This window comes from Stenotrophomonas sp. STEN021, assembly GCF_056760175.1.
Genome location: NZ_JBRREH010000026.1, coordinates 1 through 15,523 on the forward strand (window position 1 = coordinate 1; position 15,523 = coordinate 15,523).

General features: G+C 64.7%; 10 protein-coding genes. 8 read left to right on the top strand and 2 right to left on the bottom strand.

What is annotated here, in order from left to right; all coding sequences use genetic code 11:
• Nucleotides 1-362 precede the first annotated feature (362 nt).
• From ACVOL0_RS07685 to ACVOL0_RS07715, 7 genes are all read left to right on the top strand, one after another.
• The gene (locus ACVOL0_RS07685; protein ID WP_481548573.1) at nt 363-2,621 is read left to right on the top strand and encodes a TonB-dependent receptor; all 2,259 of its coding nucleotides are present in this window, start codon (nt 363-365) and stop codon (nt 2,619-2,621) included.
• Between the two features lie 20 nt (nt 2,622-2,641).
• Nucleotides 2,642-3,898, top strand: a complete 1,257-nt coding sequence (locus tag ACVOL0_RS07690; RefSeq protein ID WP_481548574.1) for a serine hydrolase domain-containing protein — start codon at nt 2,642-2,644, stop codon at nt 3,896-3,898.
• On the top strand, nt 3,895-4,836 hold the full coding sequence (locus ACVOL0_RS07695; RefSeq protein WP_481548575.1) for a ribokinase: 942 nt from the start codon (nt 3,895-3,897) through the stop codon (nt 4,834-4,836). Before ACVOL0_RS07690 ends, ACVOL0_RS07695 begins: the two co-directional genes overlap by 4 nt.
• A 36-nt stretch (nt 4,837-4,872) precedes the next feature.
• Nucleotides 4,873-7,062 (top strand): formylglycine-generating enzyme family protein, encoded by a 2,190-nt coding sequence (locus ACVOL0_RS07700; RefSeq protein ID WP_481548576.1) that lies wholly within the window; start codon nt 4,873-4,875, stop codon nt 7,060-7,062.
• Entirely contained in the window at nt 7,059-8,915 is a 1,857-nt protein-coding gene (locus ACVOL0_RS07705) for a glycoside hydrolase family 127 protein (RefSeq protein WP_481548577.1), read from the top strand. Before ACVOL0_RS07700 ends, ACVOL0_RS07705 begins: the two co-directional genes overlap by 4 nt.
• Before the next feature lie 162 nt (nt 8,916-9,077).
• A complete protein-coding gene (locus ACVOL0_RS07710; RefSeq protein WP_481548578.1) occupies nt 9,078-10,271 on the top strand; it encodes a CaiB/BaiF CoA transferase family protein in 1,194 nt (397 codons plus the stop codon).
• Between the two features lie 13 nt (nt 10,272-10,284).
• On the top strand, nt 10,285-11,247 hold the full coding sequence (locus ACVOL0_RS07715) for a transaldolase (RefSeq protein WP_481548579.1): 963 nt from the start codon (nt 10,285-10,287) through the stop codon (nt 11,245-11,247).
• A 241-nt stretch (nt 11,248-11,488) separates the two neighbouring features.
• On the opposite strand, the gene ACVOL0_RS07720 is transcribed toward ACVOL0_RS07715, so the two are convergent.
• Nucleotides 11,489-12,904 carry a coniferyl aldehyde dehydrogenase gene (locus ACVOL0_RS07720; protein ID WP_481548580.1) on the bottom strand — a complete coding sequence of 472 codons (1,416 nt, stop codon included), beginning with the start codon at nt 12,902-12,904 and terminating at the stop codon, nt 11,489-11,491.
• Between the two features lie 459 nt (nt 12,905-13,363).
• On the opposite strand from ACVOL0_RS07720, the gene ACVOL0_RS07725 reads away from it, so the two are divergent.
• A complete protein-coding gene (locus tag ACVOL0_RS07725) occupies nt 13,364-14,458 on the top strand; it encodes a helix-turn-helix transcriptional regulator (RefSeq protein WP_481548581.1) in 1,095 nt (364 codons plus the stop codon).
• 13 nt (nt 14,459-14,471) lie between these two features.
• Here the strand turns inward: ACVOL0_RS07725 and bla are convergent, their stop codons facing one another.
• A complete protein-coding gene (bla, locus tag ACVOL0_RS07730) occupies nt 14,472-15,503 on the bottom strand; it encodes a class A beta-lactamase (protein ID WP_481548582.1) in 1,032 nt (343 codons plus the stop codon).
• Between the last annotated feature and the right edge of the window lie 20 nt (nt 15,504-15,523).

Sequence of the window (15,523 nt, forward strand, 5' to 3'; positions counted from 1 at the left end):
GCGTAAGCCGCGAAGCTGGAGAAGCATCCGCTCCCGCGCATCCTGCAATTGCAGATATTTCATCGCCGGAACGGTGGCCTGCTTCGCGGCTTACGCCGCTCCCACAAAAGCTGATGACCAGCAGCAACAAGAAAACCTTTCTTGTTGCACCGCAAGAAAAAACCACAGCTTGTTTCAAGCAACAAAACCTCACGTCTGAAGCTAGCCCCCCCGCCTTCAATGCACCCCTGTCCACGCCTAGGCTGGCTTTGTCGGGGAGTTGCGTCGGGAGGGATGCAGCAGCCAACAGAAGTATCGGAATGCCGCGCGCAGCGGCAGCAGTTCATGCACGTCTTATCTAAAACAATAACGAGATAAACACCATGAAGAAGGTACCGGTAGCGTTGGGGGTTCTGGTCCTGGCCGCTGCGATCAGCAGCAGCGTGCAGGCCCAGCAGATGCAGGCAGCAAACGAAGACGACAGCCGCAGCGCTGACAAGCGCGCGCAGGATAAAAAAGCCACCGAGCTTGACCGGGTCATCGTCACCGGCGTGCGTGCGCCCAAGGCGGTGGACAAGATCCCCGGCGCCATAACCATCATCACCCCGGAAGAGATCAAGCAGTCGCTGATCATCACCGAGGACAACACCGCGGTACTGGCACGTACCATTCCCGGCTACGCCGAATCCTCGCAGGCAATGACCAACTCCGGTGAGTCGCTGCGTGGGCGCATCCCGCTGCGTCTGTTCGACAGCATCCCGCAAGGTTCGCCGCTACGCGAAGGCACCCGCAACGGTACCTTCACCGACATGGGCGTGATCGGCCGCATCGAAGTGATCAACGGCCCATCCGCCGCCGAAGGCATCGGCGCTACCGGTGGCGTGATCAACTACATCTCCAAGGTGCCGGAACAGATCGGCAGCGAGACCACCATCAATGCGCGTTACCAGACCCAGTTCAACGACGACAGCGTCGGCTGGAAACTGGGCCTGAGCCACGCGATCAAGCAGGACAACTACGACTTCCTGGCCAGCGTCTCGCAGCTCGAGCGCGGCATGGCCTATGACGCCAAGAACCGCAGCATCGGCATGAATTCCAGCGGTTCGCTGGCCGATTCGCAGTCGCGCAACCTGTACATGAAGGGCGGCTACAACTTCGGCGAGGACGGCGAACAGCGTCTGCAGGCCACGTACAGCAAATTCAACATCGGCGGCAACGGCGACTACATCCAGTTGGTCGGCTGCAAGGGCCCGAACGATTGGCCGCCCTGCGATACGCCGGTACCGAATACCTCGATCAAGGGCCACATCGACGGCCAGCGCGATGCGCTCAACAAGTTCATCCAGTACAGCCTGCAGTACACCCACAGCGATTTCTACGGCGGCACGCTCGACCTGGTCGGCTACCAGGCCAAGCAGGGCATGCGCTTCCTGCCGGAGAACGGTGCCGACCGCCAGCTGGTGAAGCCGGCACCGGCCGATGATGCCGACCGCATCTTCGACCAGTCCGAGATCCAGTCGCGCAAGAAGGGCCTGCGTACCTCGTGGACGCGCCCGAGCATTTTTGGCGTGGACGGATTGGAGCTGCATACCGGCGTGGACTTCGTGCAGGACGTGGCCGAGCAGCGGCTGGTGATGACCGACCGCGTGTGGGTGCCGCCGATGGATTACAAGAGCGTCGCCCCGTATGCGCAGCTGTCCTGGGATATCGGCCCGGTCACGGTCAGCGGCGGCTTCCGTCGCGAGAATGGTGAGCTCGACATCGACAGCTATACCACCGTCGCCTACCGCAACAATTCCTTCGTCGAAGGCGGCACCCTGGACTACACCGCCAACCTGCCCAACATCGGCGCGATCTGGCGTGTCACCGATGAGTTCTCCCTGTTCAGTGCCTACAGCAAGGGCTTCACCCTGCCTGACATCGGCATCCCACTGCGCAATGTGAATTATCCGGGGCAGACCGTGGCCGGCATCCTCGACCTGCAGGCGATCATCGTCGACAACATCGACATCGGCTTCAACTGGCGCGGTTCCCGCGGTGCGTTGAGCGGCAGCTGGTACCACTCCACCTCCGACTTCGGTGCATCGCTGGAAGTGGACCCGCTGACCAGCGACTTCATCATGACCCGCGCGCCCACCGACATCAAAGGCATCGAGCTCACTGGCGAATTCCGCTTCACCGACACCTTCAAGATCACTGGCCTGTACACGCACCTGCGCGGCTACACCTCGTTCTGGGGCCCGGACCCGCAGGGCCGCTACGACGCAGGCCCGATGAAGAAGCCGCTGGGCATCTTCGATGCGACGCCGGACAAGATCAACGTCGCGCTGGTGTGGAAGGCATTGCCCAACCTCGACGCCACGCTGGGTGCCAGCATGTTGCGCGACCGCCACCTCACCGGCTCGGCAGTGCGCGAATACGACGGCGAAGAGTACGACTACGACGAAAAGATCAACGGCTACACGTTGTGGGATCTTGGCGTGAACTATGATTCGGGGCGCTTCGGTACGTTCTCGCTGGGCGTGGACAACCTGTTCAACAAGTACTACATCCTCAGCGGCTCGCAGGGCGATGGCTGGCAGAACTACTGGGCCGGTCGCGGTCGCGTGGTGTCGCTGAGCTATTCGTATACGTTCCGCTGATGAGCGCAGGAGTGCACGCCATGCATCAATCCATCGCAACACCGCGCAGCCGCTGCTGGCTACGCCATGGCGCCGCACTCCTGTTGTGCCTGGCCGCACCGCTGCTGCACGCTGGAGACCGCTGGCAGCGGCTGGATGGTTTCCTGCAGGCCAGCACCGCAGCGGGCCAGTTCCCGGGCGCGGTGGCGCTGGTCGAGCACGATGGCCGCATCGTGTTCCAGCAGCATTACGGCCACGCCGACAGTGCCGGCAAGCGGCCGCTGCAGGCCGACAGCATCTTCCGCATCTACTCGATGACCAAGCCGGTGACCTCGGTCGCCGTGCTGATTCTGCTGGAGGAAGGCAAGCTATCGTTGGATGACCCGCTGTCGCGCTACCTGCCCGAGTTCGCCGACCGCACCGTGGTGACCGGTGGCGACCTGCAACATCCGCAGACCGAAGATGCACCGCGTGCGATCACCCTGCGCCATCTGCTCACCCATACCAGCGGCTTCGCGGCGGCGTCGGACACGCACCGGGTGGCGACCAAGCTGTTGACCGCGGCCGATGTCGACAGCGCGACCTCACTGCAGGACGTTGCACGCCGCCTGTCCACGCTGCCGCTGGCCGATGCGCCCGGCACCCACTTCCATTACGAAGGCAGCAATACCGAGCTGCTGGCGCGGGTGGTCGAGGTGGTCAGCGGGCAACCGTTCGCGCAGTTCCTGCAACAACGCATCTTCAGCCCGCTGGCGATGCACGACACCGGTTTTGAAGTGCCGCAGGCGCAGCGTGGTCGCGTGGTCGAGCTGCCAACCAGCAACGACGATGGCAGCCTGCGCGTGGCCGACACGCTCAGCGCGCGCAATCCGGGCGTGCGTCTGAAGGGCTACGACAGCGGTGCCGGCGGCCTGTATTCCACCGCTGCCGACTACCTGAAGTTCGCCCACATGCTGCTCGATGATGGCCGCAGCGGGAAGCAGCAGCTGCTCTCGCGCAAGACTGTCGATCTGATGATGAGCGACCAGCTTGGTGGCTTCGAGCCGGCCATCAGCAGCTATGGCGCGGGCGAAGGTTTTGGGCTGGGCGGCTATGTCATCACCAACCCGGCGTATCGCGGCAAGCTGGGCAGCGTTGGCCAGTTCGGCTGGTCGGGCGCCGCATCGACGTACTTCACCATCGACCGCAAGGAGAAGCTGGTCGCCATCCTGCTGATGCAATACCTGCCCAGCGGTGACAAGGCACTTGCTTCACCGTCCACCCGTTTCTACAACCTCGTTTACCAGGCCATTCCATGAGTTCCACCGTTCTTGTCGCCGGCTCGGCCAATCTCGATTTCGTGGTGCGCGCGGCGCATGTGCCGGCACCGGGTGAAACCGTGCTCGGCCGCGAATTCCGTACCTTCCCCGGTGGCAAGGGTGCAAACCAGGCCGTGGCCTGCGCGCGTGCCGGTGGCGCTGCCACGCAGATGCTGCTTGCCCTGGGTGCGGATGATTTCGCCAAACCGATCGAAGCCTCGTTGAACGATGCCGGCGTGCAGCTGCACACCGTGCGTGACGCGCAGCTGCCGACCGGCACCGCCTTCATCTGCCTGTCCGATGATGCCGAGAACGCGATCACAGTCGCCCCCGGCGCCAACATGGTGCTGCTGCCCGAACACCTGCCGTCGCTGAACGGCGTGCAATGGCTGTTGCTGCAGCTGGAGTCGCCGCTGGCCTCGGTGCAGGCCTACGCAAGCGCCGCACGCGCCGCCGGGGTGAAAGTTGCCTTGAATGCCGCGCCTGCGCAGGTATTGCCGGCCGAACTACTCGCACAGCTGGATATGTTGATCGTCAACGAAGGCGAGCTCGATGTGGTTGCCGGCAACCCACCGGACCTCGCCAGCGGGCTGGCACGAATCGACGTGCCCTGCGTGATCGTCACCCTCGGCGCGCGCGGCTGCCTGGCCCGCATCGACGGCGAGATCCTGTTGCAACCAGCGTTCTCGATCTCGCCGGTAGATACCACCGCCGCCGGCGACACCTTCTGCGGCACCTTGATTGCCCTGCTCGCCCGCAATGCGCCGCTGCAGCAGGCCCTGCTCGCCGCCAGCGCTGCTTCAGCACTGGCCTGTACGCGTCTGGGTGCACAATCCAGTATTCCCGAACATGCCGAAGTACAGGCGCTGCTGGCCGACGCCAGCCGCCTGCCCGGCACCGACGCCCATGCCGCGCTTGCGGCATGGTGCGCGCTGTAACCGTTACGCCTCCCCCGCTTTTGTTGGATGACTGCCATGACCTCCCCCTACCCCGCCCCCGATTACGACACCGATTCCCCCGATCACGGGCGTGAGGCGATCCACACCGAGTACAAGTTCTCGCACGTCACCACCGGCCGTTACCTGCCTACCCCGGGCAAGGCACCGGCGTGGCCGTTCGCCGACATCGGCAGCTGGATGATCGATGCCAATGCCAGCGCCGCTGATTGGCTGACCGAGCTGAAGGACTGGCGCCAGGAACACCTGGTGCGCATCGGCTATACCGACGTGAACTACCGCCGCCCGGAACTGCAATGGGCGCAGCGCAACTTCGTGCACGCGCAGATGATGGTCGAGGACCGCTATTTCTTCGACGTGGAAACCGCGCAGTACACCGTCGACAAGTACCTGGACGATCTGATCGAACGCTTCGGCGGCCTGGACTCGGTACTGATCTGGTACATCTACCCGAACATCGGCATCGACGACCGCAACCAGTTCGATCTGGCGCACACGCTGCCGGGCGGCCTTGAAGGTTTGACCGCTGCGGTGAAGGCATTCCAGAAGCGCGGCGTACGCGTGTTCCTGCCCGCCAAGCCGTGGGACCACGGCACCCGTGACCCGGGCGTCACCCATTGGGATGGCCTGGCCGAGATCATCAAGGCCACCGGTGCCGACGGCATCAACGGCGACACCTTCAACGGCGTGCCGCGCGCGTTCTTCGATGCCTGCGACGCCAACGGCAACCCGGTGGTGGTGCAGCCCGAGTCCACCATCAGCTCGGAAGAGCAGCTGATCTGGAATGTGCAGAGCTGGGGCAAGAAGGCACCCGATGGCCCGGTGCCGCCGGTGTCCAAGTGGAAGTGGCTGGAGCCGCGCCACATGGTCAATTACGAGAATCGCTGGGGCCGCAACCGCAACCACGACCTGCAGTACTGCTTCTTCAACGGCATCGGCTACAACGCCTGGGAAAACATCTGGGGCATCTGGAACCAGTTCACCGCGCGTGATGGTGAAACCCTGCGTCGCATCGCCGCCATCTACCGCCAGTTTCCGGCGCTGATCGTGGCCATGGACTGGGAGCCCTATCAGGTCTGCTACCAGGGCGGCATCTTCGCCAGCAAGTTCCCGGTCGCCGGCCAGTGCCTGCACACCTTCATCAACCGCAACGAGTACGCGGTCAACGGTGAGCAGATCGGCCTGCCGCATGTGGACGGCACCCGTTACTACGATGTCTGGCACGGCGTTGAGCTGTCACCGGCCGTGCGTGATGGCGTGGCCATCATCGAGTTGCCGATGGAGGCGCGCGGCTTTGCTGCGGTGCTGAGCGTGCAGCCGGGCAATGTGGTCGAAGGCCTCGACGCGTTCCTGATCGAAGCCGCCAAGCGCGCCGAACAACCGCTCAACAGTTTCTCCGGCGCATGGAAGGCGATTCCGCAGCAGTTGCGCGAGATTCCCGCCACCACCGCGCAGGCTGCCGCGCCGCAGGGCATGGTCACCATCCCGGCTGGCGAATTCGTGTTCGCCGTTGGCGGTGTCGAGATCGAAGGCTTCAACTGGGCCGGCCAGGACGTGCAGTTCCCGTGGGAAGACTGCCCGCGTCGCCATCACCGCAAGCTGATGCAGATGCAGGCGTTCCATATTGATCGCCATCCGGTCACCAATGCGCAGTTCAAGGCTTTCATCGACGCCACCGCATATCACCCGGCCGATGACATCAACTTCCTCGCCCATTGGGTCGATGGCGCACCGCGCGCCGGCTGGGACAACAAGCCGGTGATCTGGGTGTCGCTGGAAGACGCGCGCGCCTACGCTGCGTGGGCCGGCAAGCGTCTGCCGCACGAATGGGAGTGGCAGTACGCCGCGCAGGGCAACGATGGCCGCACCTATCCGTGGGGCAATGACTGGGACCAGAGTCGTGTGCCGCAGGTCAACCGTGGCCGCCGCCTGCTGGCCCCGGCCGATGTCGATGCGCATCCGCAGGGCGCCAGCCCGTTCGGCGTCGAGGATCTGGTCGGCAACGTGTGGCAGTGGACCGATGAGTTCGTTGACGAGCACACCCGTGCGGCGATCCTGCGCGGTGGCTCCAGCTACCAACCGCAGACCTCGCATTGGTATTTCCCGCAGGCCTACCGCCTGGACCAGCACGGCAAGTACCTGCTGATGGCCCCGGCCAAGGACCGCAGCGGCATGCTCGGCTTCCGTTGCGTGGTGGACGCGGCATGACTGCGGCCATCACCAGCGGCCAGCAGCTGATCGCACCGGCGGCGGTGAAGCTCGACGGTATGTTCGGGCAGATGCTCGCGGCCAACCGCAGCGGCCGCCTGAGCCACTTCATCGTCGATGAAGCCAGCCCGTCGATCAGCATCTTCGGCCAGGCACACAAGCAGCAGAACCAGGAAGGCGACTGGTACGGCGAACACGCCGGCAAGTGGCTGTCGGCCACCGCGCGCGCAGTCGCGCAGGGCAGCCAACCCGAGCTGGAAGCCAACCTGCGCCGCGTCGCCGATTGGCTGATCAGCCAGCAGGATGATGACAGCTATCTCGGCAACTATGCCGCCGACCGCCGCTTCACCGTGCCGCAGCCGCCCAAGCCCGAGAGCTGGAACGGTGAGCCGGCACTGCGCACCTGGGACATCTGGACCCACAGCTACCTGATCCTCGGCTTCCTCGAAACCTGGCGTGCGCTGGGCGATGACAGCTACCTGCAGGCCGCACGGCGCATCGCCGACCTGTGCTGGCAGGCGCTGGAATCAGGTATCGACATCACCACGCTGGGCAACCACCACGGCATGTCGGCGACGGTGCTGCTGGACCCGGCCGCCGACCTGTACCTGGTCACCGGTGAGCCGCGCTATCTGGCATTGGCCGAAAAGATCCTGCAGCAGGCCAATGCCAACCCGCGCCTGGCCCTGCTCGACAAGGGCATCGCCAACGAAGACGCCGCCTTCATCGCCACCGGCAAGGCCTACCAGCTGTCGTGGAATCTTGTTGGTCTGGCCAAGCTGTACAAGGCCACCGGCAAGGCCGATTACAAACTGGCCATCGACAATCTGTGGAACAACATCCGCGAGCAGCACCTGACCCTGGGCGGCGGCCCGTGGGGCGGCGTGGCGCATCGCTCGCGCGAGGTGTTCAACGCACCGCGCACGTTCTTCCCGCAGGCCTATGTGGAAACCTGTTCGGTGCTGGCGTGGATGCAGCTCAACCGCGAGCTGCTGGCCATCAGCGGCCACGCCCGCTACGCCGACGAGCTGGAACGCACTGCCTACAACGACCTGCTTGCGGCGATGGCGCCGAACGGCGAGGACTGGTGTTACTACACCTTCCCCAACGGCAAGCGCGTGCATACGACCTACTGGCGCTGCTGCAAGTCCTCCGGCGCGATGGCGGTGGAAGAGCTGCCGCAGGTCGCCTATGGCGTCGCTGCCGATGGCGGGCTGCGGGTAAACCTGTACGGTGCCGGCGAAGCCACGCTCCATCACGCGGAGGCCGGCAAGGTGGTGCTGCAGCAGCAGACCCGCTATCCGTTCAACGGCGAGATCAGCCTGCGGGTGACGCCCGAGCACAGTGCCAGCTTCAGCATCGGCCTGCGCATCCCAACCTGGGCCGAGGACGCCCGCATCCAGGTCAATGGCGTCAACGTACCAGTACAGGTTGGCGCGGATGGTTACGTGCAGCTGCAACGCCAGTGGCAGGCCGGCGATCTGGTCAGCGTGCAGCTGCCGATGCAGCCGCAGCTGCACCGCGCCGCCAACATCAATGTGCAGGAATCGCGTGCACCCGACGGCTCGCCGGTGGCGCAGGAAGTGCTGCGCTGGGAGTACGTCGGCTTGAGTTACGGCCCGCTGGTCTATGCAACCACGCTGATCGATGGCTTCAAGACCGATGAAACCGTGAAGCTGCCGGAAGGTGATCCTTCGCGCTGGCTGCAGGTTGGCCAGGATGAGGGTGAAGGCGCGACGGTGACGATGCAGCTGGAATGCCGCGCGCCGCTGGTTTTCGAGCCCTATTACCGCTGTGGTGGCCGCGAGCACGACGTCTGGCGCCTGAGCTGGCTGTCACTGGCCCCGCAATAAGCCTGTCATCGCTGCCTGTCACCAGAAACTGTGCAGGCAGCGGTGGTTTTGAAGGCGATGACACCGCGATACCTGCTTTTTGTCCTCGCTGAAAATACCCGCACGATATGTTTCTTCCCATCCACCCGGAGGAAACTGCAATCAAGGATTCGAGTGCAGCCAATGTCAGCAAGCAACAACCCCTCTCCGTTCGACATCGCCCAGCGCGATGGTGCCCGTGGCCCGCTCAGCGGCGTGCGCGTGCTGGACCTGAGCGCCTATATCGCCGGACCGTACGGCTGCACCCTGCTGGCCGACCAGGGCGCGGAAGTGATCAAGGTGGAACCGCCGGTTGGTGACAACCTGCGCAAGTACCCGTCCACGCTGGAGGCCGAGAGCCGCGCCTTCCTCGGCGTGAACCGCTCCAAGCGCGGCGTGGTGCTGGACCTGAAGGAAGCCGACCAGCGCGCGGTGCTGATGCGCCTGGTGCGCGAGGCCGACGTGCTGGTGCACAACTTCCGCCCCAGCGTGCCGGCCCGCCTGGGCATCGATTTCGACAGCCTGAACAAGATCAATCCGCGCCTGGTGTATTGCGCGGTCACCGGTTACGGCGAGGACGGTCCGCTCAAGGACAAGGCCGGCTACGACCAGGTGCTGCAGACCATGACCGGCATGTGCGCGATGCAGGGCAAGCCCGGCGGCGCGCCGGAAATCCTGTACGGCTCGGTGGTCGACTACTACGCCGCCGCGCTGGTCGCTGCCGGTGTGTCCTCGGCATTGTTCGAACGCGAACGCAGTGGCGAAGGCCAGTACGTGGGCGTGTCGCTGCTGCGCAGTGCACTGACCATGCAGTCGGCACGGATGATCTGGGCCGAAGGCGAGCCCGAAGGCGTGGGCCGCGACATGCGCTCGGGCGGTGTCACCGGCATCCACCCGACCGCGCAGGGCCATCTCTACATCTCGGCCAATACGCCGCGCTTCTGGCAGGCGTTGTGCGACAAGATCGGCCTGCCGGCAATGGGCAGCGATCCGCGCTACGACACCGTGCGCAAGCGCGCCGAGCATTCCGACGAACTGCTGGCCAAGCTGCATGCAGCACTGGCCGCACGCAGTGCGCTGGAATGGGAGGCGCTGTTCGGCGAAGAAGTGCCGTGCGCGGCCGCGCGCAAGGTCGAGGACATGTTCGAGCACCCGCAGGTGCTGGCCGAAGAGATGATCACCACGCTGCAGCACCCCTTGCTGGGCAGCTACCGCGGCATCACCCGTCCCATCGTGTTTGGTCGCACCCCCGGCCCGCAGCCATTCGCCGCGCCGACCTTCGACCAGGACACCGCCGCTGTCATCGCCGCCGCCGATGATGGCGACACCACCGCCTGATCCGGAGCACCTCATGAGCACTGCATCCAAGCTCGCGCAGCTGCGCGAACTGTCCGTCGTCGTCGCCGATACCGGCGATTACGACGCCATCAAGCGCCTGCGTCCGGTCGACTGCACCACCAACCCGACGCTGGTGAAGAAAGCCCTCGACCTGCCGGTCTATGCCGGCCTGATCGAGCGCGAGCTGCAGTGGGGCCGCGCCCAATCCGGCGACAAGCAGATCATCGCCAATGCCGTGGTCGATCGCCTGACCGTTGGCGTCGGCACCATGCTGGCCGAGCTGGTGCCGGGCCGCGTGTCCACCGAAGTGGATGCCGACCAGGCGCACAACACCGAGGCAACGATTGCCAAGGCGCGCGAGTTCATCGCCATGTACGAAGCAGCCGGCGTGCCGCGCAGCAAGGTGCTGATCAAGATCGCCGCCACCTGGGCCGGCGTGGAAGCCGCGCGCGTGCTGCAGGGCGAAGGCATCGACTGCAACCTGACCCTGATCTTCAACCCGACCCAGGCGCTGGCCTGCTCGGAAGCCGCCTCCTTCCTGATCTCGCCGTTCGTCGGCCGCATCCTGGATTGGTACGTGGCCAACGGCCAGACCCCGGCCAGCATTGATGAAGACCCGGGCGTGGTGTTCGTGCGCGGCGTGTTCGCCGAGTTCAAGCGTCGCGGTTCCAGCACCGTTGTCATGGGTGCCTCGTTCCGTTCGACCGCACAGATCGAAGCGCTGGCTGGCTGTGATCGTTTGACGATCTCGCCGGATCTGCTTGAGAAGCTGGACGCGGATTTTGGCGAGTTGCCGCGCAAGCTGGTGGCCGGTGCTGCTGAATCGGTAAACGTCGCTGCGATCGATGAAGCGAAGTTCGATGCGGATATGGCGGCTGATCCGATGGCGACTGAGAAGTTGGCTACTGGTATTGATGCGTTTGCCAAGGATCTGCAGACGCTGCGGCAGCGAATTGCGGATGAGTTGGGCGGCTGATAGCCAAAGCAGTGCCTGACCACTCCCTTCTCCCACTGGGAGAAGGTGGCCGAAGGCCGGATGAGGGTAAGTGCGAAGCCTAGCGATATCAGGCCACGAGAGGCTTCGCCTCGTACCCTCACCCCAACCCCTCTCCCGGAGGGAGAGGGGCTTTTAATAGCTTTTCGACACCCGGCTCCCTCTCCCTCGTGCCGGGGTCACCGCAGCCGGCCCCCCCTTGCCTGGTTGCGGCTTTTCCAGCTCAGCGCGAAATCATCTCGATGAAACGCGCTACCCGTGTGTACGGCGGCCGCAGCAGATCACTGCCGGCCCGGCGGGTCTGCCACAACACCGGCAAGCGCTTGCTCATCGCATCGAAGCCGGCCTTGCCGTGGTAGGCGCCCATGCCGCTGGCGCCAACACCACCAAACGGCAAACCGTTGATCGCGAAATGCAGCAAGGTGTCGTTGACGGTGACACCGCCAGCAATGGTCTGGCCGACGATCTTCTCCACCGTCGCCTTGTCATGACTGAAGGGGTACAGGGCCAAGGGCCGGTCGCGGCCATTGATGGTGGCGATGGCCTCGTCCAGTGAACGATAGCTGCGGATCGGCAGGATCGGCCCGAAGATTTCGTCCTGCATCACCGTCGCGTCATCGCCCGGTTGCAGGATCAAGGTCGGTGGGAACAAGCGCTCGCGGCGCGAACGTTCGGCATCGATGTCCGCCAGCGGCAACACCTGCAGGCCACGCGCACGCGCGTCATCCACATAGCCCTGCAGGCGCTGATACTGACCTTCGTTGATGATGCGGCTGTAATCGGCAGCATCACTGAAGTCGCCGTAACGCAGCTGCACCTGCGCACGCAGCGCAGCCACCAGTGCATCCATCCGTGCTTCGTCGATCAACACATAATCCGGCGCGATGCAGGTCTGGCCGGCGTTGAACCACTTGCCGGTGGCCAAGCGTGCTGCTGCACCTTCCACTGGATAATCCGCTGCCACCAGCGCCGGTGATTTACCGCCCAGCTCAAGCGTCAACGGCGTCAGATGCTGCGCGGCAGCCGCCATCACCTTGCGACCAATCGCGGTGGAGCCGGTGAACACCAGATGGTCGAACGGCAAACCCGAGAACGCCGAAGCCACACTGGCGTCGCCCTGCAGCACCGCTACCCGATCGGCGGGGAACACCTCGGCCAACAAGGACTGCAGGAAGGCCGAACTGTTTGGCGTGTGCTCCGATGGTTTGAGCATCACGTGGTTGCCAGCCGCGATTGCCGTTGCCAGTGGCACCAGCGCCAGATTGACCGGATAGTTCCACGGCGAGATCACCCCAACCACACCCACCGGCACCGGCCTCACCTGCGCCCGCGCGGGCCAGAAGCGCCAACCCACGCCGATCCGCTCCGGCTTCATCCAGCCGCGCAGGTGCGAGAGCAGGTGATCGATCTCGCCAGTGACGGTCATGCCGTCGGCGATCACCGATTCGTGTTTTGAGCGATGGCCGAAGTCGGCAGCAATCGCCTCGGTCATCTCTGGAATGCGCGCTTTGAATGCCGCACGCAGGCGGCGCAGGTCGTCGCGGCGCTGCGTGTAGTCCGGCTTGTGCTGCTGCCAGGCATCACGCAGTTGCGCCAGGCGCTGCTGCAGCGTACTTGAACCATCGGTCTGTGGATCCATGGTGCCTCCCCAAGATCAGCGGCCACTGTAAACCCAGCTGCGAGCCGACGTGAAGAAGAGTTGGCGTGATGTGCTGCGCAAAGTCGGGAGCGAAGGCGGTGGAGCTACCCCTCCCCAGCCCTCCCCTGCGCGTTGCGCAAGGGAGGGAGCGAAGCACGTGACCTGTCAGCCCCCGCGCACGCCGCTTTTGCCCCCTCCCTTTCGCGCAGGGAAGGGGGTGAAGAAGGCCTGCTTGCGCGCCACTGGCGCGCGGCCTGATAAACGACCGAAGGCTGTGCCTTCGGGCCGGGCGGGCTGGGGAGGGGTGTTCTACGCGGGTAGTTGATCAGCGTGCATCATCCGGAGCCACCCCTGCGCTTGCCTGCCCCGCGCAGTGGGTGCTAGAAGAGTTCATGCAGGTTCGGCCGGTTACCGCGCCGCAGATGAGCGCTGCGATCCACCACGAGGGCATGCCGCACCATGCTGGGACGCGAACACGACATCGCAGTAAACCCCGACGCCTGCCCCGTGCAGGCCAAGCGTGGCCTGCTGCAGGCACTGGACCTGCATTCGCTGTGGCGTGCCTGCGTGGATATCGTCAACCAGAACCTGCCCTGCCATTCGTGCACCTTGATGTACGACATCAACGGCAGCTATCAACCACAGCGCAGCCTGCATTTCCTTGGTGCCAGCGCTGCCGGTGGCGCACGCCCGCTGCGCAGCCTCGATGTCGCCGCTCCCTATCTGCAGCGCAATCCACGCATCGACTGGTACACGCTGTCGCAGATCGCCTCGACCGATGCACAGGCGCGGCAACGGCTGCGCGCGCAGAATCCCGCGCCCGGCTGGAACGAGTTCATCCACATGGCGTTCTGGCGCGGGGAAGGGCTGGACGCGGTGCTGAGCATCCGCATGCAGGCGGGCCAGGAACAGATCACCGACGCCCACCAGCAGTTCCTCGGCGAACTGCATCAGCTGATGACCGCTGGCCTGCAACGCGTGCGTTCGATGCGGCGTGAACGTCGCAGCATCTACCAGGCCCTGCTCGACCGACAAAGCCAGGCCGACGTCATCCTCGACCATGAGCTGCACCTGATCAGCCTGTCGCCTGCGGCGCAGCAGTTGTGCGCGGGTTGGCTGGACGAAACCGGCAAGCGCCTGCGCTTCCCCGACAGCGTGGCTTCGGCATTGCACAGCTGGCTGCGCCAGGCGAATCAGGTCAGCGATGCTGAGCTTCCACGGGAGGCGCTGGACCTGCCGGCTGCGCAGCTACGGATCGGCCTGCAGGGTCGCTTGCAGGCAGACGGTCTCCATCCGATGTATCTGCTGCGACTGACGCCATTGCAATCGGTGGCGGTGGCAACCCCCGTGGTCACCCGGCCGATGTGGTCCAGGCTCTCGCCCACCGAAACCCGCGTCGCCGAGCTCGTGCTGGATGGCATGCGCAATGACGAGATCGCCAATCACCTGCGGCGCTCGCGCAAGACCATCGAAAGCCAGATCAGCGCGATCTACCGCAAGCTCGACGTTGGCCATCGCGCGCAGCTGGTGCACCTGCTCAGCGTCATCGGCTGAGCAGGCGCAACACTCAAGGTACGAACAGGAAGTAGTCATGCGCGGCACGCGCCAGCTGCGCAATGGCCGCGTCGCGGTCCTCGCTGCTGGCGCGTGATTGCACGAATACGGTGAGGATGGCATGGCCGCGCCCATCCGGCAGCGTGATCACGCCAACATCGTTGATCACATCGCCCACCGTGCCGGTCTTGTGCGCGACCGGGGTGTCCTTTGGCAGCATGCCGCGCAGGCGGGCGCTGCCGGTGCGGGTGTCAAGCATGATGTCCTGCAGCAACTTGGTCGAACCTGGCTGCAACACCTCGCCACGCCAGACCTTCTGCAACAGGGTCGCCATCGCGCGGGCGCTGCTGGTGTCGCGCGGATCATTATTCCAGGCAGTGGTGTGACTGCGCCGCTGCTCCTCGCTGCGTTCAGTGCGCGACAGTTCGGCATAGGCCGCCGGCCCCATTGGTTTGGCCTGCGAGGCGTCATTGCCGCGGTAGTTGGCCAGCAGTTCCCAGATGTAGCGGTCTACCCGCATCCCGTTGATACCCAGCGCCTGCATGCGTGCATTCACTGCGCTGGTGCCGCCGCCAAGCCGGATCAGGATGTCGGTGGCGTTGTTGTCGCTGACCGTGATCATCATATGCAGCAGATCACGCACGTTGATGGCCGACCCGGCGCTCAGGTGCAGGTCCATCGGACCGCCCATTTCCGGATAGACATCATCCGCATCCAGCGTCACCTGCTGCTGCAGCGTGAGCTTGCCCTCGTCCACCAGCTTGAGGATGTGCACGGCCACCGGCACTTTCATCGTGCTGGCCATGGGGAAGGCGCGGTCCGCATCGAGGTAGACGCTGCGGCCGCTTTCCAGATGGACGATGGCCGCACCCAGTTGGCCAGGCAGTTGTGCGGCAAGCCGTTGTGCCTCGACCTGCAGGTCCTGGCTGGACGCAGGTCTGGTGGCGGCCATTGCCGGCAGCAGCATGCATGCCAGCAGCGGTGCCACGAACAGCGCGCGCAGGCGTGGACGCGATGGGGAGCGACGGAGGTGGTGCTGGTACATATGGAGTCCTCTGCAAACGG

Bases quoted from the DNA above. Each gene is read 5' to 3' on its own strand.
- ACVOL0_RS07705 (WP_481548577.1), top strand. From the start codon at position 7,059: ATGACTGCGGCCATCACCAGCGGCCAGCAGCTGATCGCACCGGCGGCG.
- ACVOL0_RS07690 (WP_481548574.1), top strand. From the start codon at position 2,642: ATGCATCAATCCATCGCAACACCGCGCAGCCGCTGCTGGCTACGCCAT.
- bla (WP_481548582.1), bottom strand. From the start codon at position 15,503: ATGTACCAGCACCACCTCCGTCGCTCCCCATCGCGTCCACGCCTGCGC.
- ACVOL0_RS07700 (WP_481548576.1), top strand. From the start codon at position 4,873: ATGACCTCCCCCTACCCCGCCCCCGATTACGACACCGATTCCCCCGAT.
- ACVOL0_RS07725 (WP_481548581.1), top strand. From the start codon at position 13,364: ATGCTGGGACGCGAACACGACATCGCAGTAAACCCCGACGCCTGCCCC.
- ACVOL0_RS07685 (WP_481548573.1), top strand. From the start codon at position 363: ATGAAGAAGGTACCGGTAGCGTTGGGGGTTCTGGTCCTGGCCGCTGCG.
- ACVOL0_RS07720 (WP_481548580.1), bottom strand. From the start codon at position 12,904: ATGGATCCACAGACCGATGGTTCAAGTACGCTGCAGCAGCGCCTGGCG.
- ACVOL0_RS07710 (WP_481548578.1), top strand. From the start codon at position 9,078: ATGTCAGCAAGCAACAACCCCTCTCCGTTCGACATCGCCCAGCGCGAT.
- ACVOL0_RS07715 (WP_481548579.1), top strand. From the start codon at position 10,285: ATGAGCACTGCATCCAAGCTCGCGCAGCTGCGCGAACTGTCCGTCGTC.
- ACVOL0_RS07695 (WP_481548575.1), top strand. From the start codon at position 3,895: ATGAGTTCCACCGTTCTTGTCGCCGGCTCGGCCAATCTCGATTTCGTG.